The 23872-nt window shown below is 74.8% G+C and carries 24 protein-coding genes; 7 read left to right on the forward strand and 17 right to left on the reverse strand.

Translation table 11 applies throughout. The features are described 5' to 3' along the window. Positions 1 to 101: 101 nt before the first annotated feature. The 4 genes from OG295_RS01585 to OG295_RS01600 all read right to left on the reverse strand — a co-directional run bounded on the left by OG295_RS01585 (position 102) and on the right by OG295_RS01600 (position 3107). Complete coding sequence (locus OG295_RS01585) at positions 102 to 986, reverse strand: RNA polymerase sigma-70 factor (RefSeq protein ID WP_371675140.1); 885 nt, start codon at positions 984 to 986, stop codon at positions 102 to 104. 99 nt (positions 987 to 1085) lie between these two features. Further along, positions 1086 to 1847: a carbonic anhydrase gene (locus OG295_RS01590; RefSeq protein WP_371675141.1), complete on the reverse strand. Its 762-nt coding sequence runs from the start codon at positions 1845 to 1847 to the stop codon at positions 1086 to 1088. Positions 1848 to 1950: 103 nt separating this feature from the next. Next, positions 1951 to 2550, reverse strand: a complete 600-nt coding sequence (locus OG295_RS01595) for a HutD family protein (RefSeq protein ID WP_371675143.1) — start codon at positions 2548 to 2550, stop codon at positions 1951 to 1953. A 140-nt stretch (positions 2551 to 2690) separates the two neighbouring features. Beyond that, a complete protein-coding gene (locus OG295_RS01600; RefSeq protein ID WP_371675144.1) occupies positions 2691 to 3107 on the reverse strand; it encodes a hypothetical protein in 417 nt (138 codons plus the stop codon). A 192-nt stretch (positions 3108 to 3299) separates the two neighbouring features. Between OG295_RS01600 and OG295_RS01605 the strand changes: the two genes are divergently transcribed. Next, positions 3300 to 4031 (forward strand): SDR family NAD(P)-dependent oxidoreductase, encoded by a 732-nt coding sequence (locus tag OG295_RS01605; protein ID WP_371675145.1) that lies wholly within the window; start codon positions 3300 to 3302, stop codon positions 4029 to 4031. Positions 4032 to 4095: 64 nt separating this feature from the next. On the opposite strand, the gene OG295_RS01610 is transcribed toward OG295_RS01605, so the two are convergent. The 5 genes from OG295_RS01610 to OG295_RS01630 form a co-directional block, all read right to left on the reverse strand. Beyond that, positions 4096 to 5853 (reverse strand): carbohydrate binding domain-containing protein, encoded by a 1758-nt coding sequence (locus OG295_RS01610; protein ID WP_371675146.1) that lies wholly within the window; start codon positions 5851 to 5853, stop codon positions 4096 to 4098. A 121-nt stretch (positions 5854 to 5974) separates the two neighbouring features. Further along, positions 5975 to 7429, reverse strand: coding sequence for a VWA domain-containing protein (locus tag OG295_RS01615; protein ID WP_371675147.1), 1455 nt, complete (start codon positions 7427 to 7429; stop codon positions 5975 to 5977). Between the two features lie 64 nt (positions 7430 to 7493). Next, the gene (locus tag OG295_RS01620) at positions 7494 to 8225 is read right to left on the reverse strand and encodes a hypothetical protein (RefSeq protein WP_371675148.1); all 732 of its coding nucleotides are present in this window, start codon (positions 8223 to 8225) and stop codon (positions 7494 to 7496) included. A gap of 215 nt (positions 8226 to 8440) precedes the next feature. Further along, entirely contained in the window at positions 8441 to 8644 is a 204-nt protein-coding gene (locus tag OG295_RS01625; protein ID WP_030228921.1) for a cold-shock protein, read from the reverse strand. A 221-nt stretch (positions 8645 to 8865) separates the two neighbouring features. Further along, a complete protein-coding gene (locus OG295_RS01630; RefSeq protein ID WP_371675149.1) occupies positions 8866 to 9528 on the reverse strand; it encodes an NADPH-dependent F420 reductase in 663 nt (220 codons plus the stop codon). A 221-nt stretch (positions 9529 to 9749) separates the two neighbouring features. Between OG295_RS01630 and OG295_RS01635 the strand changes: the two genes are divergently transcribed. Continuing rightward, on the forward strand, positions 9750 to 10211 hold the full coding sequence (locus OG295_RS01635) for a hypothetical protein (RefSeq protein WP_371675150.1): 462 nt from the start codon (positions 9750 to 9752) through the stop codon (positions 10209 to 10211). A 76-nt stretch (positions 10212 to 10287) separates the two neighbouring features. Here OG295_RS01635 and OG295_RS01640 read toward each other — a convergent pair whose 3' ends face one another. The 4 genes from OG295_RS01640 to OG295_RS01655 form a co-directional block, all read right to left on the reverse strand. Then, positions 10288 to 11649: an FAD-dependent oxidoreductase gene (locus tag OG295_RS01640; protein ID WP_371675151.1), complete on the reverse strand. Its 1362-nt coding sequence runs from the start codon at positions 11647 to 11649 to the stop codon at positions 10288 to 10290. A gap of 464 nt (positions 11650 to 12113) precedes the next feature. Next, positions 12114 to 12647 (reverse strand): GNAT family N-acetyltransferase, encoded by a 534-nt coding sequence (locus tag OG295_RS01645; RefSeq protein ID WP_371675152.1) that lies wholly within the window; start codon positions 12645 to 12647, stop codon positions 12114 to 12116. Positions 12648 to 12717: 70 nt separating this feature from the next. Beyond that, a complete protein-coding gene (locus OG295_RS01650) occupies positions 12718 to 13683 on the reverse strand; it encodes an isopenicillin N synthase family dioxygenase (protein ID WP_371675153.1) in 966 nt (321 codons plus the stop codon). A 72-nt stretch (positions 13684 to 13755) separates the two neighbouring features. Next, on the reverse strand, positions 13756 to 16629 hold the full coding sequence (locus OG295_RS01655) for a hypothetical protein (RefSeq protein ID WP_371675154.1): 2874 nt from the start codon (positions 16627 to 16629) through the stop codon (positions 13756 to 13758). A 279-nt stretch (positions 16630 to 16908) separates the two neighbouring features. Between OG295_RS01655 and OG295_RS01660 the strand changes: the two genes are divergently transcribed. Then, positions 16909 to 17907: a hypothetical protein gene (locus tag OG295_RS01660; RefSeq protein ID WP_371675155.1), complete on the forward strand. Its 999-nt coding sequence runs from the start codon at positions 16909 to 16911 to the stop codon at positions 17905 to 17907. Next, a complete protein-coding gene (locus tag OG295_RS01665) occupies positions 17900 to 18313 on the forward strand; it encodes a peptidase inhibitor family I36 protein (protein WP_266846130.1) in 414 nt (137 codons plus the stop codon). Before OG295_RS01660 ends, OG295_RS01665 begins: the two co-directional genes overlap by 8 nt. 67 nt (positions 18314 to 18380) lie before the next feature. On the opposite strand, the gene OG295_RS01670 is transcribed toward OG295_RS01665, so the two are convergent. The 4 genes from OG295_RS01670 to OG295_RS01685 all read right to left on the reverse strand — a co-directional run bounded on the left by OG295_RS01670 (position 18381) and on the right by OG295_RS01685 (position 21063). Further along, positions 18381 to 19445, reverse strand: a complete 1065-nt coding sequence (locus tag OG295_RS01670) for a GNAT family N-acetyltransferase (RefSeq protein WP_371675156.1) — start codon at positions 19443 to 19445, stop codon at positions 18381 to 18383. Beyond that, a complete protein-coding gene (locus OG295_RS01675) occupies positions 19442 to 19954 on the reverse strand; it encodes a hypothetical protein (RefSeq protein WP_371675157.1) in 513 nt (170 codons plus the stop codon). The genes OG295_RS01670 and OG295_RS01675 overlap by 4 nt, the downstream gene beginning before the upstream one ends. Continuing rightward, positions 19951 to 20385: a MarR family winged helix-turn-helix transcriptional regulator gene (locus tag OG295_RS01680; protein WP_371675158.1), complete on the reverse strand. Its 435-nt coding sequence runs from the start codon at positions 20383 to 20385 to the stop codon at positions 19951 to 19953. The genes OG295_RS01675 and OG295_RS01680 overlap by 4 nt, the downstream gene beginning before the upstream one ends. A gap of 108 nt (positions 20386 to 20493) precedes the next feature. Further along, complete coding sequence (locus tag OG295_RS01685; protein ID WP_371675159.1) at positions 20494 to 21063, reverse strand: hypothetical protein; 570 nt, start codon at positions 21061 to 21063, stop codon at positions 20494 to 20496. 266 nt (positions 21064 to 21329) lie between these two features. On the opposite strand from OG295_RS01685, the gene OG295_RS01690 reads away from it, so the two are divergent. The 3 genes from OG295_RS01690 to OG295_RS01700 all read left to right on the forward strand — a co-directional run bounded on the left by OG295_RS01690 (position 21330) and on the right by OG295_RS01700 (position 23870). Further along, entirely contained in the window at positions 21330 to 21875 is a 546-nt protein-coding gene (locus OG295_RS01690) for an HPP family protein (RefSeq protein ID WP_371675160.1), read from the forward strand. Between the two features lie 107 nt (positions 21876 to 21982). Further along, positions 21983 to 22714 (forward strand): VOC family protein, encoded by a 732-nt coding sequence (locus OG295_RS01695; RefSeq protein WP_371681072.1) that lies wholly within the window; start codon positions 21983 to 21985, stop codon positions 22712 to 22714. 127 nt (positions 22715 to 22841) lie between these two features. Next, positions 22842 to 23870 (forward strand): PHP domain-containing protein, encoded by a 1029-nt coding sequence (locus OG295_RS01700; RefSeq protein ID WP_371675161.1) that lies wholly within the window; start codon positions 22842 to 22844, stop codon positions 23868 to 23870. The last annotated feature ends 2 nt before the right edge of the window (positions 23871 to 23872 follow it).

A 23872-nucleotide genomic window follows, 5' to 3' on the forward strand; every position in this document is an offset into this window, starting at 1 on the left:
GCGTCGGGCAACGCTTCCTGGCCCTCACCGTGGCCATCCGGCACACCGGTCGCCGATCGCCGATCGCCTACGACCACTGACAAGATTTCGGGCGTACTCGCCTAGCGGCTCAGGCCCGCCAGCTTGTCGGGGTTGATCTGGAAGCGGAGGTTGCGCATCAGGCCGTCCTCCAGGTCGTAGGTGATCGCACCGACCGGGGTGTCGCCCGCCAGGATGAGGACGCCGAGCTCGCCGTTGATGACGGCGGGGGTGGGAACGGGGAAGACGTCCACGGCGTCCCGCGCGGCCTTGGCGATCACCCCGATCAGGAAGCGGCCGACGTGGTCGGAGCCGTACACCGGCCGCCTGGCGGCGCTCACCTTGCCGCCGCCGTCCGACCACGCGGTGACGTCGGGGGCGAGCAGTTCCAGCACGGCGTTGAGGTCGCCGCCGGCGCAGGCGCTCAGGAAGCGGGCCGTGACCTCCTCGCGCTGCGCGGCGTCGGTGTCGTAGACCGTGCGCCGCTCCGCTACGTGCTTGCGCGCCCGGTGCGAGATCTGGCGGACCGTCGGCTCCGGGCGGTCCAGGAAGCCGGCGATCTCGGCGTGCGAGTAGCCGAAGACCTCGCGCAGCACGAACACGGCGCGCTCCACGGGGGTGAGGCTCTCCAGGACGACCAGCATCGCCGTGGACACGCTCTCGGCGAGTTCGCGTTCCTGCGCGACGTCGGGGGCCGTGAGCAGGGGTTCGGGGAGCCAGGGGCCGACGTATTCCTCGCGCGTGGCGCGGGCGGAGGTCAGGCGGTTGAGCGACAGGTTCGTCACCGTGCGGACGAGGTACGCCTTGGGGTGACGGACCTCGGACCGGTCGGCCTTGTTCCAGGCCAGCCAGGTGTCCTGGACGATGTCCTCGGCGTCACTGACGGTGCCGAGCATGCGGTAGGCGGTGGCGAACAGGAGCCTTCGGTGGGCGTCGAAGGGGTCCGCTTCGGGTTCGGTCGTGATCACTGTTCGATTCTGCACGGCGGGCGGCGCCCGGGACCAGCCTCGGACCTGCCTCGGGGCCGGGCTCACGGCCCGGCCCCGGGCGGTCCGGGGCGGTGTCCGTCAGGTGAGGGTGCGCACCCGCTGGTCGTTCAGTTCGTAACGGGCGGCCGCCACTGCCAGTTTCCCGGCGGATACGGCGCGGGCCAGGTCGGGTTCGGCGGCGAGCCGGTCCCGGGTACGGCGGGCGTGGGCGTCGATGGTGGCGCTGATACGGGCCTCGCCCTGCCGGCTCCGGTCGATCGCCGGGCGTATCTGGTCGGCCAGGTACTGGATGTGCGCGGGCAGCCGGTCGCCGCTCTCGTCGGCGTGGACCGCCGCGCCGACCGCCCCGCAGGACTGGTGTCCGAGGACGAGCACCAGCGGTACCGAGAGTTCCAGGACCCCGTAGGCGATGCTGCCGAGCACCGCCTCGTCGAGCACCTCGCCCGCCGAGCGGACGGTCAGCAGGTCGCCGAGCCCCTGGTCGAAGACGAGCTCCGGCGGGACCCTGGAGTCCACGCAGCCCAGCACGATGGCGAAGGGCCGCTGTCCCTTGGCCAGCCGGAGCCGGGTCGACGGGGACTCGTTCGGGTGCTCCTGACGGTACGTGCGCCAGCGCCGGTTGCCGGCCTCCAGCTCGCGCAGGGCCTGCTCCGGGGTGGCCGGCCTGGCGCCGCCCGCGGGGCCGACGGGCGCGGCGGCGGCGGGAAAGGCGGAGCCGAGCGCGAGGACGGACCCGGCGGCCGCCGTCCCGGCCGCGGCGGTGCGCAGGAGGGCGCGCCGGCTGGTCGAACCACCCTTCGCCTCCTGGACGTTGGAGGTCCGGAGCCGCGAGGTACGCATGTTCGTATGCTGTTTGTTCGAAAACATGCGCGACGGTATCCCGCTTTACCTCTCCTTGACCAAGGGTTGGGGAGGGGTTGGCGCGATCACGGCCCCCGGCGGCTCAAACCGTTCGCAGCGTGACCACGGCCGCCCGGCCCTCCGTGCGCAGGACCACGGTGGCGGGCCCCTGGAGCAAGGCCGCGTCGTACGGACCGAGTTCGACGGCCGGGCCGGGCTCCGGCGCCGCATCCACCGGATCCACCGTGGCCGGACCGTCGAGCGCGCAGACCAGCAGGGTCTCCCCGGGCAGGACGGCCAGGGTCGGTTCGCCGCGCACGACGGCGGTCCGGGCCAGTGTGCTCGCGCGCCGGTACATCACGTTGAAGTTGACGACGGGACCGCCCAGCAGACGGCAGCCGGTCGGCCGGTCGCCGGGGAAGTGCCGTGGCGCGTAGCGCTCGTCGACGAGCCGGCGCTCGCCCGCGACGGTGAGGTCCATGCCGGCCCCTTCGGCCAGTGTCAGCGTCCGGTCGACACCGGGGAACTCCGAGAACGGGCCGTCGGCGTCCACTTCGGCGAGGCTGATCCGCCAGTCGAACGCCGCCGTGCCCGCACCCTCGGGGAGGGCGGCGATCTCGCGGGTGACTCCCCCGCCGTTCTTCCACGGCACGGCCGTGCGTACGGCGGCGCGCAGGATCCGGATGTCGGCGGCGCCGGGCATGCGGTTGTTCCTTCCCTCGGGTCCGTACCGTCCCACGGGACGGTACGGACCCGCGCGGCGGCCCGAGCCTACCGGGGGCAGGTGCGGAGGCGGTCGGCAGTCCGCGGGCCGGGGCCGGGCAGGGCGGGAAAGGAGGGCGGTCAGCTCACGGTCACGACGACCGTCGGGGAGACCGTCTTGTCGTCACCCATGACCCGCAGTTGCTCCTTGCCCTTGGCGTTGAGCTTGCCCGGCAGGGTGTAGCTGCTGCCGTTCTTGACCAGGGTGTTCGCCTGCAGTGTCGTCCACTTGCCGTTGTTCAGGTGCTGGAGCACCAGCTTGCTGCCGACCTTCAGCCCCTTGGTGCGCCCGATGAAGATGACCTGGTCCCCGACCTGCACCGCGGCCTTGTCGGCCTTGATGGTGATCGACTTGTCGGCGGCCGGACTCGCGCTCGACGAGGGCGGCGTCGGACTGGCGGCGGCGAAGGCGTTCACGGCTCCGCCGGTCAGCAGCGCGGCGGACAGCAGGCCTGCGGCGACGCTCCGGGCGCAACGGCTGCGCGGTATCGACTTCACGGTGGCTCCCGTCTCGGGTGTGCCCCCCTCGCATGAACCTCTGCGAGGCTACCCACCCCCCGGGGGATCGGCGACCGGACGGGTACGGGCGAGGACCGGAAGGGGAGGGCGGACGCGAGGTCGGATTACCGCCAGCACGGCACACCGGCACCGCCTTTCATTGAAACCGCAACCAATCATGAGGAGCGGCAGATGAACGGCAAGACGGTTCTGGTCACGGGCGGCAGCCGGGGCATCGGCGCGGCCACCGCGCTGCGCCTGGCCACGGCGGGCGCTGATGTGGCGATCACCTACACCGCCGACGAGGCGGCGGCGCTGAAGGTGGTCGACGGGATCCGGGCCCTGGGCCGCCGGGGCGTCGCCGCCCGTGCGGACGCGGGGGACGCGGGCGACGCGGCGGGCGCCGCGGACTGGGCGGCCGGAGCCCTGGGCGGGCTCGACGTACTCGTCAACAATGCGGGAATCGGGGTGCTCGGCCCGCTGGAGGAACTCACCCTGGCCCAGGTCGACCGCGTCCTCGCGGTCAACGTCCGCGGGGCGTTCCTGACCGCGCAGGCCGCGGCCGAGCGGATGGGGCCGGGAGGGCGGATCATCACCATCGGCACCTGCATGACCCAGCGCGTGCCGGGCCCCGGCGGAACCCTGTACGCGATGAGCAAGTCGGCGCTCACGGGCCTCACCAAGGCCCTCGCCCGCGAGCTCGGCGGACGCGGCATCACCGCGAACATCGTCCACCCGGGCCCGGTCGACACCGACCTGAACCCGGCGGACGGCCCCTACGCGCCGTCGCAGACGGCGCTGACCGCGCTCGGCCGCTTCGGCCGCCCCCAGGAGGTCGCGGACATGGTCGCGTTCCTGGCCGGGGACGGGGCCGCGTACGTCACGGGCGCCGAGTTCTCCGTGGACGGCGGGCACGCGGCATGAGGCGCGCCCCCGTCCCCGTCCCCGCCGTCGGCGGGGCGGGGACGGGGGCGCGGGCCGGGGGTGGTCAGCTCACGGCGAGGTCGTCGCCGAGGACGGCGCCCTGGCCGTACCAGCCGTGCAGGTAGACGGTGACCGTGCCGGAGGCGCCGGTGGTGAAGGGCACCGTCAGCTTGGTCCAGGCGGCCGAGCCGGTCCACGTACTGGCGTTCGCGCCGCCCCGGACCCCGAGGTAGGCGTAGCTGCCCTGGACCCAGCCGCTGAGCGTGTAGGCGGTGTTCGGGGCGAGGGTGAGGGTCTGCGCGCATTCTCCGGTGCGGTCACCGGAGGGGGTGGCCCGGACGGCGTACGCGCCCCCGTGCACGGGGGCGCTCACCACGGCGCCGCCGCTCTCGCAGGTCCAGGGCGCGAACGAACCGCTCTCGAAGCCGCCGTTGACGAGGGCGCCGCTGCCGCCGCCCGGCCCGGACACGGTGAGCGTGAACGCGGCCGTACGGGTGAACGCGGTCCCGGCGCCGGTGACGGTGAGCGCGTAGGTCCCGGGCGGGGCCGACGCCGAGGCGGCGACCGTGAGCAGGCCGGTGCCGCCCGCGGTGACGGAGCCGGGGGCGACGGTGGCCGTCACGCCGGGCGGGGCGCCGGCGACCGTCAGCGCGACGGGCTGCGGGGTGCCCGCGGTGACCCGGGTGGCGACGGTGGCGGTGGTGCTGCCGCCGGGGGCGACCGAGGCGGAGCCGGGCGTGACGGAGACCGAGAAGTCGTCGGCGACCGGTCCCGCGTCCCGGGTGAAGGGCGCGAAGGTGTGGGTGAAGTACCAGGGGTCCTGGGCGATGCCGGAGCAGGTGTCGGAGCCCCCGGTGCCGGGGCAGCCGCCGTTGTCGCGCTGGAGCGCCCAGAAGGAGAGGGTGTTGATGCCCTTGGCGACCGCCCAGTCGTAGACGGCGGTGGCGTCGGCGGTGGTGAAGGTCTCGGCGGGCCCGTAGTCGTCGATGCCGGGCATCTCGGTGACGCCGACCATGCCCCACAGTTCGGCGGGCGTCTTGGCCGGGTACAGCGTGGCGAGCTGCCCGTACAGGCCGGTGGCGGCGCTCCGGGTGTCCGCCGCCATGTCGTGGCCGGCACCGTCGTAGTAGTCGAAGGTCATCAGGTTGACGACGTCGACCCGGGCGCCGGCCGCCTTCGCGCTCTTGAGGACGGCCAGCCCGCTGCTCGCGAGTCCGCTCGTGGTGGTCGGGAGGGTGTAGGAGACCTGGAGGGGGCGGCCGCTCGCGGCGGCCCAGTCCTGCACCTTCTTGATGGCCTGGTTGCGGCGGTCGATCCCGGCCTTGTCGGTCAGGGAGTTGTCCTCGATGTCCATGTCCAGGCGGGTGACGTCATAGGTGGTGATGACCTTCTGGTAGGCGGCGGCGATCGAGTCGACGCTGGTGCAGCTGTCCGCGATCTCGGTGCCGCCGTTGTCGGCCGCGTAGCCGCCGAAGGAGGGGATGACGTCGCCGCCGCGCGAGCGGAGGGTCGCGAAGTCGGCGCCGAAGACGGAGGAGGCGATGGGCCGGTCCGTCGAGCCGTTCCAGTAAGGGGTGCAGGAGCCCTTGGCCTCGGTCTGGACGAAGGCCATGGTCAGGTACTTGGCGCCGGACTTCTGCGCGAGGTCGGCGGGGCTGTCGGAGGAGTACGCCTCGAAATAGGGCGCGAAGACGTGCGCGGGCAGTGGGGTCGGCGCCGCCTGCGCGGGGCCCGCGCCTGCCGCGACGAGGAGCCCGGCACTGGCGGCGAGGGTGGCGAACGCCGCCGTCAACGAGCGGACGGAACGCGAAGGGTGTCTCAACGAAGCTCCCGGTGGGGCGCGAGCGAACGGACGGACGCCCCATGATTGGTCTGGACCAACTATGGGGTCAAGGGTCCGGGCGCCCCCGGATCCGTCCGATCGCCCTGCGGCGCAAGGAGGTTCAGCGCAGGATGCCCGCCCGCCGGGCCGCCCCCAGCCAGGAGGGGAACTCCGAAAGCAGCCGGTCGTAGAGCTCGGCGTCCGAGAGCCGGTCGATGTCGTCGACGGCGAAGAAGCCGACGTTGTCGACCCGGCGCCCCGGCATGGTGTCGAAGCGCTCCAGCACGCCGAAGCCGGCCCGGCCCAGACCCACGAACTGCCAGAACACCGGCTCCTCCACGGCCTCGCGCAGTTCCCGCTCGATCTCGGCGTTGCGGTAGACGCCGCCGTCGGAGAAGAACAGCACCAGGGTCGGCGCCGGAGCAGGGTGGGAGCGCACGTAGGCGCGCACCTCGGCGATCACCTTCTGCTCCTCGTTCTGGAAACCGACCTCCCGCATGTCGATCTGGCCGGGGAGCAGTCCGCGGGGCGGCTTCCTGCGGCCGAAGAGGCTCATCTGGCCGACGCGCACGTGCAGTCGCAGCCATTCCGGGAGGTCACCGAGGACGAGGTCCGGCAGCCGGGCCGGATTGCTCGCGAAGGTCCAGGCCTGCATCTCGCCGTCGTCGTCGAGCTGCGCCGCGACGGCCGCCATCCGTTCCACCACCGAGGCGACGGTGCCCCGGGAGTAGAGCGCGCTCATCGAACCCGAGGCGTCGAGGACGAGGATCACCCGCGCGGTCACTCCCGCGGCGCCGTTCTTGCTCAGGCTGACGGCGACCTGCTGCTTGCGCAGCGAGAGACGGCCGCGCATGTCCTCCGGGAGCCGCTCCTCCCCCTTGACCATCCGGACGGCGGGGGCGGGTTCGGCGGGTGCCGGTCCGGGCGCGGCGGCGGGCGGCCTCGGGGCTGCCACGACCGGCGCGACGGGCCGGGTACGCGCCGGGGCGGGGGTGGGCACGGGGGCCGGGGCGGGAGCGGTCGCCGGGGCGGGAGCGGGAGCGGTCGGCGCCGCCGGTGGGGCGTCGTCGACGGTGATCCCGAAGTCCGTCGCCAGTCCGGCGAGCCCGCTCGCGTAACCCTGCCCCACCGCCCGGAACTTCCAGACGCCGGCCCGCCGGTAGAGCTCACCGCTCACGAAGGCCGTCTCGGGGCCGGCGGTCATGTCGAAGCGGACGAGTTCGGCCCCGGAGCTCGCGTCGAGGAGCAGCAGGTGCAGTCCGGGAACCCGGCCGAAGGTGCCCCCGTCCGCGGAGGCGCAGAGCGCGACCCGTTCGACGCCCGGCTCCAGGGCCGCCAGGTTCACCTCCAGCGCGTCCCCGCCGGGCCGCTTGCCGAGGTGGCGTACGGCGCCGGAGGCGTGGACCGGCTGGTTGTAGAACACGAAGTCGCCGTCGGAACGGACCCGCCCGCCGCCCGCGAGCAGCAGGGCCGACGCGTCCACGTCCGGCACGCCCGGCCCCGGCCGCCAGCCGAGCACCACTCTCACGGAGGCCGCCGCGACCTGCAGGTTGGCGCCTTTGCTCAGTGTCGTCACGACGCACAGTCTGCCGGGTGCGCCGCCGCCCCCGGTAGGAGTACGGGACAACGGCGCGGGTCGTTCAGGAAGCCCGGCGGGTGCGGTGCGGGAGGGACGAGGCGGCGGGGCGCTCCCGCTCCTCGGGGGTGCCCTCCGGGGCGTCGGTGTCGATGGCGCGGACCATCAGCGGGGAACTGCCCGTGGGGCCGCCCGCGGTGGCGCGCAGCCGGTAGTGCTCGGTGCGTACGGCGTCGCGGGAGAGCGACGAGCCGCCCTCGTAGAGGGAGTACGGCTTGAGGTCGCCGGCGATGCGCAGTTCCGCCGGGCCCCACCGGCCGGTGCCCGGGTCCCGGCGCTCCAGCAGGAGGGAGGCCTGCGGGCCCGGGGTGTCCCCCGGCCCCGGGACGAGCCCCTCCATCTGGAAGGCGAGCAACAGGTGCCGGTAGGCCTCGGAGTTGCCGTTGCGCAGGGTCACCGTGAACTCCTGCGCGGGGCCGCCGCGGACGAGGTCGAGCCGCCCGCCCGGGGTGGTGACGGACATCGACAGGCGGGTGGCGGGAGCCGGGGGCGGCGCCGCGGCCGGGGGCGGGCTCGGGGTCGGGGCCGGGCTCGGCGAGTCCACCGGGGCGGCCGGCGCGGTGGGGGCACTCACGGCCGGCGCGACCGGCGGCGGGGCCGGGGAGGAGGCGGTGGGGTTCCCGGAGGGGGCGGGGGCCGGACGCGGCGGGGCGGTGCCGTCCTCGCAGCCGGTCAGGGCCGCGCCGAGGAGCAGTGCGGCGGCCGCGGCCGCGGCGAGACGGGATCTGACGTGCATGACGGCCCTCCTGCGGCTCCCGGGTGCCGGGTGCCCGATGCCGGAGGAACGTAGCAGTGGGCAGAGGCGAGCACAGCGGGTCCGCACATGACACTTCGGTCACGGCGGGAACGGAAACGGGGCCGGAAACGGGGGCGGGGCCGGAAACGGGGCCGGAAACGGGGCCGGGGCCCGCACCATCGGTGCGGACCCCGGCTCTCGGCTGTGCGTCGGCGTCAGGCGGGCACGATGTTCTCGGCCTGCGGGCCCTTCTGACCCTGCGTGACGTCGAAGTTCACCTTCTGGCCCTCCTGGAGCTCACGGAAGCCCTGGGTGGCGATGTTCGAGTAGTGGGCGAACACGTCGGCGCCGCCGCCGTCCTGCTCGATGAAGCCGAAACCCTTTTCCGCGTTGAACCACTTCACGGTGCCGGATGCCATATGGATTCTCCTTCGGGGCTGTACCCGGGGCCGCACTGTGCGACGCCGGCGTCGCCGTGTTGATTGACCCTGTCCGAAAGCATCCGGAAATTAAGAAGTGCACCCGTCCGACAATCCGACGGGAGCGCTTGAAATCTTTGGGAACCACACCTGCAACTGAACGGCACCGTAGCACAGAGAAACGGTTCAACCTCGAAGAGTTACTGCAACCGGGGTGGCCCTCAGCCCCGGAATTCCTCCGTCCGGACGGGCGAGGCCTCGGCCAGGGCGCGGGTGACCGCCTCCACCCCGGCCCGCAGTCCGTAGACGGGGGTGTCGGGCTGCTGGCGCCAGGAGTCGTCGATACCGCCGGCGTCGACGGTGTCGAAGCCGAGCTCGTCGACGAGGGCGCGGACGGTCTTCTTGGCGGCCTCGTCGTCGCCCGCCACCGGGATGGCGATGCGGTCCGGGTCGCCGGCCGGACGCGGCCGGTCCAGGATGTCGGCGGCATAGGTGCCGTTGAAGGCCTTGATCACCGGGTGACCGAGGTGGCGTTCGGTCCAGCGGCTCTCGGTCAGGCCCTCGTCCTCGATGGCGGCGATGCGGCCGTCGCGCAGGCGCGGGTAGTAGTTGCCGGTGTCGATGACGACGAAGCCCTCGGCGGCCCCGTCGAAGAGTCCGGCGGGCAGGTCGGGGACGTTCTTGAGGGGAATGGTGACCACCACGACCTCGGCGCCCCGCGCGGCCTCCGCGACGGTGACGGCGGTGGCTCCGGTCTCCTCCACGAGGGCGGTCAGGGTCTGGGGGCCGCGGGAGTTCGCGACGGAGACCCGGTGCCCGAGGGCGGTGAGCCGGCGGGTGAGGTTGCCGCCGATGTTCCCGGCGCCGATGATGCCGATCTTCATGAGCTCTCCAGTGCGTGCGGAGTGGGATGTCGCGTCTGTGCGAACCCCCGGGGGGCCGCCGGCATTCCTCCGGACGGCGGACCGAATTTCGAAATCCTCCGTACGAGCTAATTCCGGCCATTCCCCGGACGCCGAGAACCGGTTGGCGGCGCGTCACGTCCTGGAGGGCAGTGCCGGGGACCGTACCGGCACGCAGTCAGAACGGGGAAAGGTACCCACCTGTGTTCACGTTCCCTAACAAGCGCGCCACGTCCATCGCCCTGGCGGCCACCGCCTGCGCGGCGGCGCTCTCCTTCGCCCTCGTCACCGGTACGTCCGCCACCGCCGCCCCGCCGCAGTCCGTGTCCGGCAGCCCCGAGGGCGCCTTCAGCCGGATCTCCGACTTCTACGGCTCCTACATCGACGCCGTGTACGACGGCGACGGCAAGACGGCCGACCAGCTGCGCTCCTTCTACCTCTCCCAGCCGCTGCGGCAGGAGCTGCGGCGGTGGGAGGAGACCAACCACGCCAACGGCGTGCTGCGCGCACAGAACGTGCCCACGCAGTGGAAGGTGACGTCCACCGGCAGCGGGACGGGCAAGACCAACGCCACGGTCACCCTGACCTGGGGAGGCGGCGACACCACCCGGATCCACGTGCAGGCCGACCTGAAGACGAAGAAGATCACCTCCATCACCGGCTGATCCGGGCTCCCGGGGACACCCCGGGAGCCCGGACGATCGAGTGGGGCCCGCCGTCCGGCGGGCCCCACTCGATCGTTCACGCGCCGCTGGCGTCGAGCATCTCCTCGCGCTCCACGATCTTCACGCGCTCGCGGCCCTGCGGCTCGCCCAGCGCCTTCTCGGCGGCGTCGAGCCTGTGCCAGCCCTCCCAGGTGGTGAAGCGGACCTGCCGCTCGGCGAGGAAGGCCTCGACCGCCTCCGGCTCGGGGGTGGCCGGCGTGAGCAGGCGGCCCCCGGCGTGGTCGGCGAGCAGGTTGGCGACGGTCTCGTTCGCGTCGCCCTTGGTGTGGCCGATCAGGCCGATCGGGCCGCGCCGGATCCACCCGGTCACGTACGTCGAGGCCAGGTGCCCGCCGTTCTCGATGACGCGGCCGCCCTCGTCGGGAACCGTGCCGGACTCCACGTCCCAGGGGAGCTTGGGCAGTTCGTCGGAGAGGTAGCCGACGGCCCGGTAGACGGACCGCACGTCCCAGGTGGTGAACTCGCCGGTGCCCTTGACGTTGCCCGTGCCGTCGAGCTCGGTGCGCTCGGTGCGCAGGCCGACGACCTGGCCGTCCTCACCGAGGATCTCGGCAGGGGACTCGAAGAAGTGCAGGTACAGCTTGTGGGGGCGGTCACCGATGTCGCGGATCGCCCAGTTCTCCAGGGTCTTGGCGACCATGTCCGCCTGCTTGTTGGAGCGGCGGGTGGTGATCGAACCCTCGTCGTAGTCGATGTCCTCGGGGTTGACGATGACCTCGATGTTGGGCGAGTGGTCGAGCTCGCGCAGCTCCATCGGGCTGAACTTGGCCTGCGCCGGGCCGCGGCGGCCGAAGACGTGGACCTCCAGCGCCTTGTTGGCCTTCAGGCCGTCGTAGACGTTCGCCGGGATCTCGGTCGGCAGCAGCTCGTCGGCCGTCTTCGCGAGGATGCGGGCCACGTCGAGGGCGACGTTGCCGACGCCGAGCACGGCGACCTTCTCCGCCTCCAGCGGCCAGGTGCGCGGCACGTCGGGGTGGCCGTCGTACCAGGAGACGAAGTCGGCGGCGCCGTAGGAGCCGTCGAGCTCGACGCCCGGGATGCTGAGCGCACGGTCCGCGGTGGCGCCCGTGGAGAAGATCACGGCGTCGTAGAACGCGTGCAGCTCGTCGAGGGAGATGTCGTTCGGGTAGTCGACGTTCCCGAACAGGCGGACCTGGGGCTTGTCGAGCACTTGGTGCAGGGCGGTGATGATGCCCTTGATGCGGGGGTGGTCGGGGGCGACCCCGTACCGGATCAGACCGAACGGGGCGGGCATCCGCTCGAAGATGTCGATGGACACGCCGGGAGCGACGGCCGCCTCGGACTTCAGCAGCGCGTCGGCCGCGTAGATACCGGCGGGGCCGGCACCGACGATTGCTACCCGCAGAGGGCGAGGCATGACTTGGGTTCCCTTCGACCGACAATCTGACTGATCAAGAGAACCCTAAACTAAGGCGACCCTTACCCGGCACCCGCCCCCCGGTTATGACCCCATAACCAGACCTTATGACTTACCAAAGCCTGACTTTTGGCTGACGCTACGGTGTCCGCCGATGGGTGTCGAGGGCGGCCGTGCCCGCCGGCACCTCCGCCGGGGCGCGACCGGTCGGGCCCGCTCCCGCGTGAGCAGCGTCGCCGGGCGGATGCCGAGCCGGTGCGCCAACCGCGGGTCCACGGTTCCTCCGGTCCGGGGCGGGCGGAGCGTCCGTCCCTGTGCCGCTCGCACCCCGGCCCCGGCCCCATGGTGGTGCCCGCTCCCCCGCCGGGCCGTCGGCCCGGTGGCGCGGGGCTCAGGGCGGTCCGGTGGACCCGGGGGTCGTCCGATCGGCCGATGCGGACGGCCGGGGCCCGTGCGGGGGCGGGTCAGGCCTCGTACTCGGTGAGGTCGATGCTGTGGAGGACGAGGAGGGCTCCGGACTCCGGGTCGGTCACGTTGCCGTCCTGCTTCATGCCGAGCTTGCGGACCACGTTCTCGGATTCCTCGTTGCCCGACCGGTTGACGGCGACGACGCGGTCCAGGCCGCGGTCCTGGAGGGCGAACTCCAAGGTGGCGTGCGCGGCTTCGGAGGCGTAGCCCTGGCCCCAGAACGGCCGGCCCAGCCGCCAGCAGATCCCCACGGCGTGCTCCACCTCGGCCGGGCCCTCGGGGACGGTCAGGCCCACGGCGCCGATCAGCTCGCCGGAGGCGAGGAGTTCGACGGCGAACACGCCGAAGCCCTCGTCGTCCCATTCCTCCTCCCACCGCTCGATGGCTTCGGCGGTCTCGTCCAGGTCGAGGACGGAGCCGTCGCCGATCCAGCGCATCACCTCCGGGTCGGCGTGGATCTCCGACAGGGGGACGAGGTCGTCGTCGCTCCAGCGGCGCAGGATGAGGCGGGGGGTACGGATCTCGGTCATGCCCTCATCCTGCCGAACGCGGCCGACCAGGGGTAATCGGGTCCCCTCCCCCGCCGTCGGGCGGCCGGTCTCAGGAGACGGTGATCGCGTCCAGCTTGGCCCGCAGGTAGGTGTGCGAGTCGACCGGCTCGTGCACCACCCGTCCCAGCGGCGCGGGCAGGGACTCGACCCGGGTGTGCGGGTCGCACTCGTAGAAGTAGACGAGGGAGAGGAGTTCCTCGGCCGGGGCGTGCGCGGGCGGCGGGAGGACGCGGTGGCGGCCCGCCCGCCAGCGGTCGCCGGTCCAGCGGGCCAGCAGGTCGCCGATGTTGACGGTGAGCGCGGCCGGGTCGTACGGGGCGTCCTGCCAGCCCTCGGCGTCGGTGTGGATCTGGAGCCCGCCGGCGCCCGGCTCCCGGTCCAGGACCGTCACCGTGCCGAAGTCGGTGTGCGGGCCGATGCGGAACTGGCCGGGCAGGGGCGTGCCGACGGTGGCGGCGCCCGGGTACCAGTTGACGTTGAACCCCCAGGTGGGGTGGCCCGTGTGCCGGGTGAAGTGGTCCTCGGGCAGCGTCAGGGCCACCGCGAGCAGCTCCAGCAGCTCGTCGGACAGGGCCCGCATGGCCGTGAGGTATCCGCTCACCAGCGGTCGCAGCTCCGGTACCTCGGCGGGCCAGGCGTTGGGCCGGAACCACTCGGCGTCCACCGAGGGCACCCCGGTGGGGTCGTCCGCCGCCCAGGACCAGGATTCCTTCAGGTCGGGCGGGGAGGCCGTCCCCTCGGCGTAGCTGTTGGCCTCGGCGCCGGGGCCGAGCCAGCCGCGCCCGCCGACGCTGACGGCGTAGGGCCGCTTCGTCCCGGGCGGCAGCCGGAAGAAGGTGCGGGCCGCCTCCCGGATCCGGGCGGGCAGCTCCGGGTCGACGCCGTGGCCGGTGACCAGCAGGAAGCCGGCGGCCTGGAGGGCCTCGTCGACGCGGGCCGCGGTCCGGGCGCGCACGGCGGGGTCGCCGGACCGCCACGGTCCGAGGTCGATGACGGGTACCTGGGAACTCACCATGCGGGGAACCGCCTTCCGGGGTGGGGAGCCGGCCGCCGGTCGGGCCCGCGGCCGGGGGGGTGGGGGTGGGGTTCAGGGGCGTTCGAGACCGCTGCACGGCGGCGCGTAGTCCAGGTAGGGCATGTACGAGGACCACTGCGCGCGCGTGATCCGCGGGCCGGTGTGCGCGCAGGCCCCCGCGAGGGCCCGGTGGAGGTCGGTGTCGGCCAGCCGCAGGGTGGTGTCGAAGCCCCCGGAGGCCAGGGCCGTGCCGTCGGGGCTGAAGGCGACCGAGCCGACGGCGGTGGTGTGCCCGGTCAGGACCGCCAGCGCGGCGGGGCGGCCGTCCCGGGGCAGGCTCCACAGCCGGACGGTGCGGTCGTCGCCGGCGGAGGCCAGGGTGCGCCCGTCGGGGCTGAAGGCCACCGCACCGACCACGTCGGTGTGCCCCGTGAGGGCGGCGACCTGGGCGGGCGCGCGCGGGTCGGAGACGTCCCACAGCCGGACCGGGGCGCGGCCGCCGGACGCGGTGGCCAGGGTGCGGCCGTCGGGGGCGAAGGCGACGGAGAAGACGGCGGTGTCGTGGCCGGTGACGACGGCGAGCCCGGTGGGCCGGGTCCGGTCGGTGACGTCGGTCAGGCGCACGGTGGCGTCCTCCCCGGCGGTGGCCAGGACGTGCCCGTCAGGGCTGAACGCGACCGCGCGCACGGTGTCACGGTGCCCGGTGAGCAGCCCGGTCCGCTCGGGCGGCCGCCGGGCGGGATCGCCGACGTCCCACAGCCGTACGCCGCCGTCCGCCCCGGCGGTGGCCAGGGTCCGGCCGTCGGGGGCGAAGGCGAGGGCGCGTACGTCACCGCCGTCCGCGGGCAGTTCGGCGGACACCGCCGGGCGGGCGGGGTCGGCCACGCCCCACAGCCGGACGGTGCCGTCGGCGCACGCGGTGGCCAGGAGGCGGCCGTCCGGCCGGTAGGCCACGGCGCGCAGGTCGGCCCCGTGGCCGGCGAGGGTGGCCACCAGGGTGGGCCGGTCGGTGCCGCGGGTGCGCCACAGGCGGGCGGTGTGGTCCCCGCTGGCGGTGGCGAGCTGGCGCCCGTCGGGACGGTAGGCGAGGGCGACGACCTCCTTGTCGTGCGCGGGCAGCGAGGTCATCAGGGTGGACAGGAGGCTGTCGCGGGTCCGGGCCGTGGGCGAGAGGCGGTGGGCGGTCAGGCTCAGCTGGACGGCGAGGCCCGCCTGGGTGGCGGCGACGTCGGTGGCGGTCTCGGCGAGGTTCTGTGCGACGGCGTCGTTGCGCTGGCGGGTGACCTCCCCCTCGGCCCGCACGGCGTTGCCGGTGGCGACGGCGGCCACCGCGACGAGCACGGCGAGCGCGCCGACCAGGCAGCGCAGCCGGCGGGTGCGACGGCGGGCGGCGTGGCCGGCGGCGGCCTCCGCCGCGGTGCTGGCGTCGAGGAACTCCCGTTCCCCGGCGGAGAGTCCGAGGGCGGGCGGGGCGAGGATCTCGCGGGCCAGGGCGAGCCGGGTACCGCGCAGCAGCGCGCCGGGGTCGCGTCCCACGCCCTCCCAGGCCCGTGCGGCCTCGGCGATCTGGCGGTGGCGGCGCAGCCGTTCGCGGTCGTCGCCGATCCAGCCGCGCAGCCGGGGCCAGGCCCGGATCAGGGCCTCGTGGGTGAGCTCGACCACGCCCTGGTCCAGGGTCAGCAGGCGCAGCGCGGCGGCGCGGGCGAGGACGGTCCGGGTATCGGGGTCCCGGCCGAGTTCCCCGCGCGCGACGGGCCGTTTGGTGTCCTCGGTGCCCTCGCCGAGGGCGATGAGGTGGACGAACACCTGTCGGGCGAGGGTCTGCTGGTGTGGGGAGAGGGAGGCGTGGAGCGCTTCGGCGGACTGGGCCAGGGCCCCTTCGAAGCCGCCCGCCGCGTGGAAGCCGTCCAGGGTGAGGGCCGCGCCGCGGCGGCGCCTCCAGGTCTCCAGCAGGGCGTGCGAGAGCAGGGGCAGTGCGCCGACCTGGCCGTGGGCGTGCGCGACGAGCGTGGCCTGGAGGTTCCCCTCGACGGTCAGGCCGGCCCGCCGGGCGGGTTCGACCACGGCGCGGCGCAGTTCGGCGGCGCTCATCGGGCCGACCACGATCTGGGCCTCGTGGAGCACCTCGACGAGTTCGGGGTGGCGGGTGCAGTGCGCGTAGAAGTCGGCGCGCACGCCGAGGACCACGCGGCAGCCGGAGCCGGGGCGCCGGGCGGCCTCGACGAGGGTGGAGACGAACCGGTCGCGTTCGGCGGCGTCCGCGCAGACGGTGAAGACCTCCTCGAACTGGTCGACGATCAGCACGCGTTCGGCCGAGTCGGGCTCCTCGGGGCCGGCCAGGGCCTGCCGGGCCCGGTCGAGGGGGTGGGGTCCGGGGGTGAACACGCCGACGGTGGGGGCGGGAGCGTCGGCGCGCAGCCGGGGCAGCAGTCCGGCGTGCAGCAGCGAGGACTTGCCGGCTCCGGACGCGCCGACGAGGGCCACGACGCGGTGGCGGGTCAGGGCGGTGAAGAGGTCCCCGACGAGGCGTTCGCGGCCGAAGAACAGCCCGGCGTCCTCGGCGCGGAACGCGGCGAGTCCGACGTAGGGAAGCCCGTCCGGGCCGTCCTCCCGCGCGGACCCGGGCGCGCCGGCGGCCCGCGCCGCGTCCCCGGATCCGGCGGGCGCGGGGGATGCGACCGCGAGTTCCACGGCGACGGCGTGCCAGCGGCGCTCCCACTCCCCCGGGTCGCCGCCGCAGGCGCGCACGTAGGACAGGGTCACGTCCAGGCTGGGCAGCCGGCGGCCCGCGGCGGCCCCGGAGAGGGTGGCCACCGAGTAGTGGGCGCGCGCGGACAGGTCGCGGTACGGCGGGGATCCGGCCTCGTGGCGCAGGCGGCGCAGGGCGGTGGCGAACTCCAGCAGAGGCCCGTCCCCGCCTTCCAGCGGACGTTCCTTGCGTGCCATGCACGGCCCCTTCCACCCGGCCCCTTTGCTGCGGTCCGGGGTGGATTGTTCAGCAATTGTTTGTTCGCTGCCAGGGCCCCGACGGCGAACAACGGAGGGCGGCTACACCTGGGTCCGGACGGCGGCGGCCGGCCTGCGGACACCTCGGCACCCGGACGGGTGGCACGGCGGGGCACGGGGGTGACCCGGACGGGTGGCACGGCGGGCACGCGGTCGCCACGGCGGACGGCAGGGCTGACGGCACGGCCGCGGAACGCACCGGAGAGGAGGACCGTACGGATGAGGCGAACACGAGGGGGCCCGGCGGCCGCCCTGGCCGTGGCGGTGGCGCTGGCGGCGCTCACGGGCTGCGGCGCGGGCGGAGGGCCGGCCCGGCCGGATCCCGGTCCGGCCCCCGGGCCGCGCTCCGCGGCGGCGGCCCCGGAGCCGGACGCCGGGGCGTCCCGGCTGCTGGCGCGGGCCGAACAGGTCCTGATCAGCCGCTGCATGGCGGAGCGCGGGTTCGCGTACGCCGTCACCGAGCCGCCGGCGCGGGAGCATCGCTCCTTCCCGTACGGGGTGGACGACGTGGAGTGGGCCCGGGCCAACGGCTACGGCGGCCGGGCCGCCCGCGAGGACGAGCGCGCCCGGCAGGCCGATCCCAACCAGCGCTGGTTCCACCGGCTGTCGGCGCGCGAGCGGGCGGCCGCCCGTACCGCGCTGATGGGGGCCTCGCCGGTGGGGCTCTCCGCCGAGGCCCCCACCGGCATGACCCTCACGGCGAGCACCGAGGGGTGCCTCGCGCAGGCCCAGCGCGCGCTCTACGGGGATCTGGCCGCCTGGTTCCGCGTCAAGGTCGTCACGATGAACCTCCGCCCCGCGCAGGAGGAGCGGGTCCGCCGGGACCCGCGGTACGCGGAGGCGGTCGGGCGGTGGGCGGCCTGCATGCGGGCGTCCGGGCGCCCGTACGAATCCCCCGAGGCCTCCCGGCGGGCGGCGGCCGCCCTGGCCGAGGAACTGCCGGCGGAGCGGGCCGACGCGGCCGAGACCGCCCTCGCGGTCACCGAGGCGACCTGCGCGACCGGCACCCCGCTGAGCCGGGTCTCCCGAACTCTGGACCACACCTACGGCGATGAAGTCCGCGCGCTCCACCAGGACGAGATCGACCTCAGGCGAAGGCTCCAGAACGACGCGCTCCCCAGGGCGGAGCGCGTCGTGTCCCCATCCGAATCCGACCGAAGCACCGACAGCACCGACAGCACCGACAGCACGACACGATCCGGAGGATCCCATGGCTGAGTTCCGTAAGACGATGCTGGCCTGCGCGCTCGCCCTTCCGCTGCTCGCGGTACCCGCGACCCTCACCACCGCCTCGGCGGCCCCGGCCGACGCCTCCGGCGTGGCGGCCGACGGCAACTACTGGGTCTGGGCGGACACCAACAGGGGCGGCCCGGCCTGCGGCTGGAGCGGCAACGACTCCGACTGGCGCACGTGCGGCGCCGGGAACAACTACGACATGAACGACCGGGCCTCGTCCTGGTGGAACAACGGCTACGCGGGCTCGCTCGGCGATGTCCGCGTCTACGAGAACATCGGCTACGGCGGCGCCTCCACCTGCGCCCCCAACGGTTCCTCGGGCAACATCCCGTGGGAGTGGAACGACCGGATCTCCTCGCACAAGTGGGTCACGAACTGCGGGTTCTGATCCGCGGTCGGAAGACCACCGAGAACGGCCTCCCGGGACCCGAACCCGGGAGGCCCCCGGTCGTCCGTCAGCGCCCCGCCGCGCGCAGTGCGTAGCGGCCGGCTCCCCGGTGTTCGAAGCCGGCCCGGCGCAGCACGGCCCGGGAGGGCTCGTCCGTCTCGTCGACGTCGGCGCACAGCTCGTGCGCGCCGGGCTGGGCGAAGGCCCAGCGGGCCAGCGCGCGCAGGGCCTCGGTGGCGTGCCCGCGGCCGCGGGCGGAGGGGACCAGGTCGTAGCGGATCCCGGCGCGGCCGTCGGCGTCGGGGGCGGCGTGGAAGCCGATCCCGCCGATCGCGCGGTGATCGCGGGAACGCACGATGGCGTACGGTCCCCAGCCCGGCCGGTACGCGCCCCGGTCCCGGGCCCGGAGCACCGACGCGGCGGCGGTGCGCGTCCCTTCGGGGGGTCCGTGGGCCGTCCAGGTGAAGCCGCCGGTGCCGCCGCCGGCCAGGTCGCGCGCGAGGGCCGGGGAGATCTCGCAGAGCACGACGCCGGTGCCCACGACCGGGTCCCCGTACCAGCGCCAGGTCCGCTGCCGGGGCAGACCCGGGAAGCCGGCCCGGCCGGTGGCCGCCAGCAGGGTCTCCCAGGGGCCGCCCGGCCCGGAGCGCGGCACGTGCGGGAAGAGCCGGTCCAGGACCCGGGCCGCCGCGGGGTCCTCGCCGCGCCAGTGGGTGACGCCGAGCCCGTTGAGGATGTCGTGGGTGTGGATCAGCAGTTCGGCGGTCCCCATCGCTGCGAAGCCGCCGGGGCCCGCGGGGCCGGCCGGGTGCCAGGCCCGGTCGTCGGGGCGGGCGGCCCGGACGGCGGCGGCCAGCAGCAGCCCGCTCGCCCCGACGAGGTCGGCCAGGGCGCCGGGCGGGGTGCCGGGGGCGGCGCCGACCGCGAGGGGGAGGTAGGAGCCGGTGACCCGGCCCGCGAGCTGCGCGGCGAATCCCGTCAGGTCACCCGCCAGGTGGACGGCTGTCTCCCGGCAGCTCCACTCCAGTCCCGCCGCCGGGGCGGACCAGTCCAGGTGCGCGACCGCGCGCAGCGCCCGCACTCCGGCGGCCACGGCGGCGCCCAGTCCGCCCGCGGGGTCCTCCTCCGTCACGGCTCCTGCCGGGCCGTGCGGGCAGCGGCGGTGGGGCGGTGCCCGGCCGCGGCGGCGTCCCCGGCCGGGTCCGGGTGCGGGCGGGTGCCCTGCCGGGGGAAGGGGGCGAGGTCCGGTTCGACCCAGCCGGCCCGCGCCCGCGGGGAGTCGAGCGTTCCCGGACGGTAGAAGCGGGTCGGCAGCTCCTTGTCGAACAGGTGGGGGTGGCGGTCGGCGAAGCGGGCGAAGCCGTCCGCGTCCGGGTCGGCCGCGTGGCGGCCCACGAGCTCCACCCAGGCCCGGGTGAGGGTGGCGTGGAACTTCTCGGGCACGCCCGCGCGGACCGTGAGGGCGCGGATGCCGTCGCCGATCAGGCAGGCCGCGGCGGGAACGCCGAGGCGGCGCACGGCGAGCCAGGTCAGGTGGACGTGTTCGCGATGGCCGAAGCGGCCGGTGGCCTCCTTCACCTCGGCGAGCAGCGACGCGAAGTCGGGGGCGGCGGGCTCGGGGGCGGGCGCGGGGGTGGTCATGAGGACACCTCGGTGAGAGCGTTCAGGGCGTTGCGCAGGGCGACGACCGCTTCGTCGGGGAGGCCGGCGAGGGCCCGGCGCTCCAGGCCGGTGACGGCCTGCCGGATGATGGCGGCGGCGCGACGTCCGGAGGGGGTGAGTTCGACGAGGACCGCGCGGCGGTCTCCCGGGCGGGTGCCCCGGGTGACGTGGCCGCGGCGTTCCAGGCGGTCGAGCACGCTGGTCAGCGTGGTGGGGCGGGTGCCCGCGGCCGCGCCGAGTTCGGACACGGTACGGGCGTGGCCGTCTGCCAGGTTGGCCAGCGCGTTGATCTCGGAGGGGGTCAGGTCCAGGTCGGCCAGCTCCGCGGCGAGCACCTGGAGGGTGGCGTGGGTGGCCCGCTGGAGCGCGAGGAGGGCGGACCAGTCGGACGGCACGGATTCGGACTTCACGATTACGGATTATACGATTTCGTAGCAATGGCCGCCAGTGGCCCGAGGTCCCCGGACCCGCCCGCCCGCCCGCCCGCCCGGCACCTCCGCCGCTCGCCCCGGGTGGGCTCAGTCGGGGAGCCCCGCACCGCACCGGGAGCAGTAGTGGGCGTCGGATTCGGTGGCGAGGCGGCCGCAGTCGGGGCAGACCCGGTGCAGCAGGCATGCGGCCTCGCCGCCTTCGGCCCTTTCGGCGCTTTCGGCGCGGAGCCCGGTGGCCGGGGGCGCGGCGGGCGCGCCACGGCCGGCTCCGACGGCGCCGGCCCCGCCGGGGGCCGTCCCGATGCCCAGGCCGGGGCGCCGGGTGTGCACCGTCAGGTACGTCATCCCGCGTGGGCCCGCGGTCAGCGAGCGCCGCGCACCGCGCGCGAGCAGGACGGCCGAGTGCGGGCGCAGCCGGTGGGAGCGGCCCTCGGTGTCGATCCGCCCGGCGCCGTCGACGACCACGAGCAGGACGTCGAGGGCGGGCTCGGCGTGCTCCGCGATGACGGCGTCGGGGCGCAGGCGGATCAGGTTGGCGTCCAGCCCCCGTGCCGCGGCGGTCAGCCGCCACAGTGCGCCGGTGGCCCCTTCGGGGGCACCCGCGATCACCGCGTCGAGGTCGGCCAGAACCCCGGTGGGGTCCGGGTGGGTCGTCATGCCGGTCCTTCCTTCCGTCCGCGCGTGCACCCGCAGTCATACACGATCGGGGCCTGCGCTCCGGGGTTCTCGCGCCCATCGCACGGATGCCTGGGCCACCCCCGCCGCCGACGTCGCACGGCTGAACGATAAAATCGTGGCCGGATCGCGTCGGCCGTACACGGAACGGACGCGCGGCCCGGCCCGAGGTCGATCACCGGGCCGCGGCCCGGCTCCCCGCGCTGTTCCCCGCCGCCCTGCCCTCCTGCCCCGGAACCCACCCTGCGATGAACCCCGGTACCGCCACCGCCACCCCACCCGTCACCACCGCCACCGATTCCCGCCCGACCGCGCCCCGGGCCCCGGCCCGGCCGAGTGCGGCCGCCGCCGTCCACAGCGTCAGCGCGGCGACGACGGTGCTGCTGGCCCTCGTCGCGATCGGCGCGATGATCCACGAGCCGGTGCTCATCCCCCCGCTGGCCGCGAGTGCCGCCCTGATCCACAGCGCCCCCACCCTGCCGCTGGCCCAGCCGCGCGGCGTGGTCGTCGGCCATCTGATCGGCGCCGCCGCGGGATACGCCGTCCTCGCGGCGGCGGGCAGCAGCGCCTGGGCGGCGGCCCTGGCGGCCGGGCTCACCCTCGCCCTGCTCACCCTCGCCCGCACCCCGCACTCCCCGGCCGTGGCCACCGCCGTGGTGACCGTCCTGCAGACCCCGGCGCCCGCCCGGTTCGTGCCCCTGCTCTTCGGATCCACCGTGCTCCTCGTCCTCACCGGTTACGCCGGTTCCCACATCCGCCGCAAGGCACCGAGGTACCCCGCCTACTGGTGGTGATGACCCGCTGGCGCGCCTGCACGGCCCCGGGGGGCGGCGGGCGCTACTTCTTGTCCGTGGAAATTTCTGCGAAGGACGTCTTCGGCGCCCCCTGCTGGGTGAGCCTGATGGCCCGCGACCTGGAAGCCTCCCAGCGCTTCTACGGCGCGGTCATCGGCTGGACCTTCCGGCCCGCGCGGCTCGGCGAGGGGTTCTCGGTGGCCGTGCTGGACGGCGTCCCGGTCGCCGGCATCGGCGCCCTGGCCGTCGACCTGGCCGTGCCGGTGGCCTGGACCCCTTACTTCGCCGTCGACGACGCCGACGTGGCCGCGAGCCGGATCCGCGAGCGCAGCGGGACGGTCGCGGTCGGTCCGGTCTCCTTCCCCTCGGGCGGCCGGGCCGCCCTGGTCGCCGACCTGGACGGCGCGGTCTTCGGGATCTGGGCCGGACCCGTCGCCTCCGGCTGGCGCGTGGGCAAGGGACCGGCCCCGGCCTGGCTGGAACTGCGCACCCGCAACGCCTTCGACGCCGCGCTCTTCTACGGCGAGGTGCTGGAGTGGGCCACCGGCCGCCCTGGCTGCTGCGAGGTCTCCTACGAGCAGGAGCAGGTCGTCCTGCGCCACGACGGCGATCCGGTCGCCCGGCTGGACAGCGGCCCGGTGGAGCCCGGCGCCTACAACCCGTACACCCGGCCCCGCTGGCACGTCCACTTCCGCGTCCCGGAACTCGACGCGGCCGTGGAAGCCGCCCTCGACCTCGGCGGACGCACCGTCTCGGTGGTCACGACGACCGGGACGGAACGCTCCATCGCGCTCCGCGACCCCGACGGGGCCCTGTTCACCCTCACCTCCGGCGGCTGAACCACCGCGGGAGCGGCCCGTCGCCGACCGCCGGTCCGTCGGCCGCCCTTCGTGGAGCGCCGGTCGCGGGGCGGGCGGTCGCGGGGCGGGCGGTCCGTTGCGACACTGGCCCGGGAGGAGGTGCCCCATGGACCCGGTGGCGGCGCTGGACCGGATCGCCTTCCTGCTGGAGCGCGGGCAGGCCCCCACGTACCGGGTGCGGGCCTTCCGTACCGCGGCCGCCGCGCTGACCCACATGGGCGAGCGGGAGACGGCCGAGCGGGCCGCGGCCGGCTCCCTCGAATCGGTGAAGGGCATCGGACCGAAGACGGCCCGCGTGGTGACCGAGGCACTGGCCGGTGACGTCCCGGAGTACCTGCGGGCCCTGGAGGACGAGGTCGCCGCGATGCCCGGGGGACCGCCGCCCACCCCCGCCGCCGCGGCGCTGCGCGAGGCCCTTCGCGGGGACTGCCACGTGCACTCGGACTGGTCGGACGGCGGGAGCCCGATCGAGGCCATGGGCAGGGCCGCCGCCGCGCTCGGACACGACTGGGCGGCGCTGACCGACCACTCGCCGCACCTGACGGTCGCCCGGGGCCTGACGGCCGAACGGCTGCGCGAACAGCTGCGGACCGTGGCGGAGCTGAACGCGGGGTGGGCGCCGTTCCGGCTGCTCACCGGCATCGAGTGCGACATCCTGCCCGACGGCTCCCTCGACCAGGAGCCCGAGCTGCTGGACGAGCTCGACCTGGTGGTGGGATCGGTGCACTCGAAGCTGAGGATGGAGTCCCCGGCCATGACGCGCCGGCTCCTGGCGGCGGTGCGCAACCCCCTCATGGACGTGCTCGGACACTGCACGGGACGCCTCGTCACGGGCCGGACGCGCCCCGAGTCGGAGTTCGACGCCGCCCGGGTGTTCGCGGCGTGCGCGGAGTCCGGCACCGCCGTGGAGATCAACAGCAGGCCCGAGCGGCTGGACCCGCCCCGCCGGCTGCTGCGCCTGGCCGTGGCGGCGGGCACCTTCTTCGCCCTCGACACCGACGCGCACGCCCCGGGCCAGCTCGACTGGCAGATCGTCGGCTGCGAGCGGGCCGTGGAATGCGGGGTGCCCACCGGCCGGGTGGTCAACACCTGGCCCGCGGAGCGGCTCCTGGAGTGGACCCGCACCCGCGTCTGACA

The organism is Streptomyces sp. NBC_01276, assembly GCF_041435355.1.
GTDB lineage: Bacteria > Actinomycetota > Actinomycetes > Streptomycetales > Streptomycetaceae > Streptomyces.

Excerpts from the sequence above, each read along its gene's own strand:
- OG295_RS01630 (WP_371675149.1), bottom strand. The coding sequence starts at position 9,528 with ATGAAGATCGGCATCATCGGCGCCGGGAACATCGGCGGCAACCTCACC.
- OG295_RS01620 (WP_371675148.1), bottom strand. The coding sequence starts at position 8,225 with ATGCACGTCAGATCCCGTCTCGCCGCGGCCGCGGCCGCCGCACTGCTC.
- OG295_RS01645 (WP_371675152.1), bottom strand. The coding sequence starts at position 12,647 with ATGACCGAGATCCGTACCCCCCGCCTCATCCTGCGCCGCTGGAGCGAC.
- OG295_RS01605 (WP_371675145.1), top strand. The coding sequence starts at position 3,300 with ATGAACGGCAAGACGGTTCTGGTCACGGGCGGCAGCCGGGGCATCGGC.
- OG295_RS01625 (WP_030228921.1), bottom strand. The coding sequence starts at position 8,644 with ATGGCATCCGGCACCGTGAAGTGGTTCAACGCGGAAAAGGGTTTCGGC.
- OG295_RS01660 (WP_371675155.1), top strand. The coding sequence starts at position 16,909 with ATGAGGCGAACACGAGGGGGCCCGGCGGCCGCCCTGGCCGTGGCGGTG.
- OG295_RS01675 (WP_371675157.1), bottom strand. The coding sequence starts at position 19,954 with ATGACCACCCCCGCGCCCGCCCCCGAGCCCGCCGCCCCCGACTTCGCG.
- OG295_RS01590 (WP_371675141.1), bottom strand. The coding sequence starts at position 1,847 with ATGCGTACCTCGCGGCTCCGGACCTCCAACGTCCAGGAGGCGAAGGGT.
- OG295_RS01640 (WP_371675151.1), bottom strand. The coding sequence starts at position 11,649 with ATGCCTCGCCCTCTGCGGGTAGCAATCGTCGGTGCCGGCCCCGCCGGT.
- OG295_RS01655 (WP_371675154.1), bottom strand. The coding sequence starts at position 16,629 with ATGGCACGCAAGGAACGTCCGCTGGAAGGCGGGGACGGGCCTCTGCTG.
- OG295_RS01650 (WP_371675153.1), bottom strand. The coding sequence starts at position 13,683 with ATGGTGAGTTCCCAGGTACCCGTCATCGACCTCGGACCGTGGCGGTCC.
- OG295_RS01695 (WP_371681072.1), top strand. The coding sequence starts at position 21,983 with ATGGCCCGCGACCTGGAAGCCTCCCAGCGCTTCTACGGCGCGGTCATC.
- OG295_RS01685 (WP_371675159.1), bottom strand. The coding sequence starts at position 21,063 with ATGACGACCCACCCGGACCCCACCGGGGTTCTGGCCGACCTCGACGCG.
- OG295_RS01595 (WP_371675143.1), bottom strand. The coding sequence starts at position 2,550 with ATGCCCGGCGCCGCCGACATCCGGATCCTGCGCGCCGCCGTACGCACG.
- OG295_RS01665 (WP_266846130.1), top strand. The coding sequence starts at position 17,900 with ATGGCTGAGTTCCGTAAGACGATGCTGGCCTGCGCGCTCGCCCTTCCG.
- OG295_RS01700 (WP_371675161.1), top strand. The coding sequence starts at position 22,842 with ATGGACCCGGTGGCGGCGCTGGACCGGATCGCCTTCCTGCTGGAGCGC.
- OG295_RS01690 (WP_371675160.1), top strand. The coding sequence starts at position 21,330 with ATGAACCCCGGTACCGCCACCGCCACCCCACCCGTCACCACCGCCACC.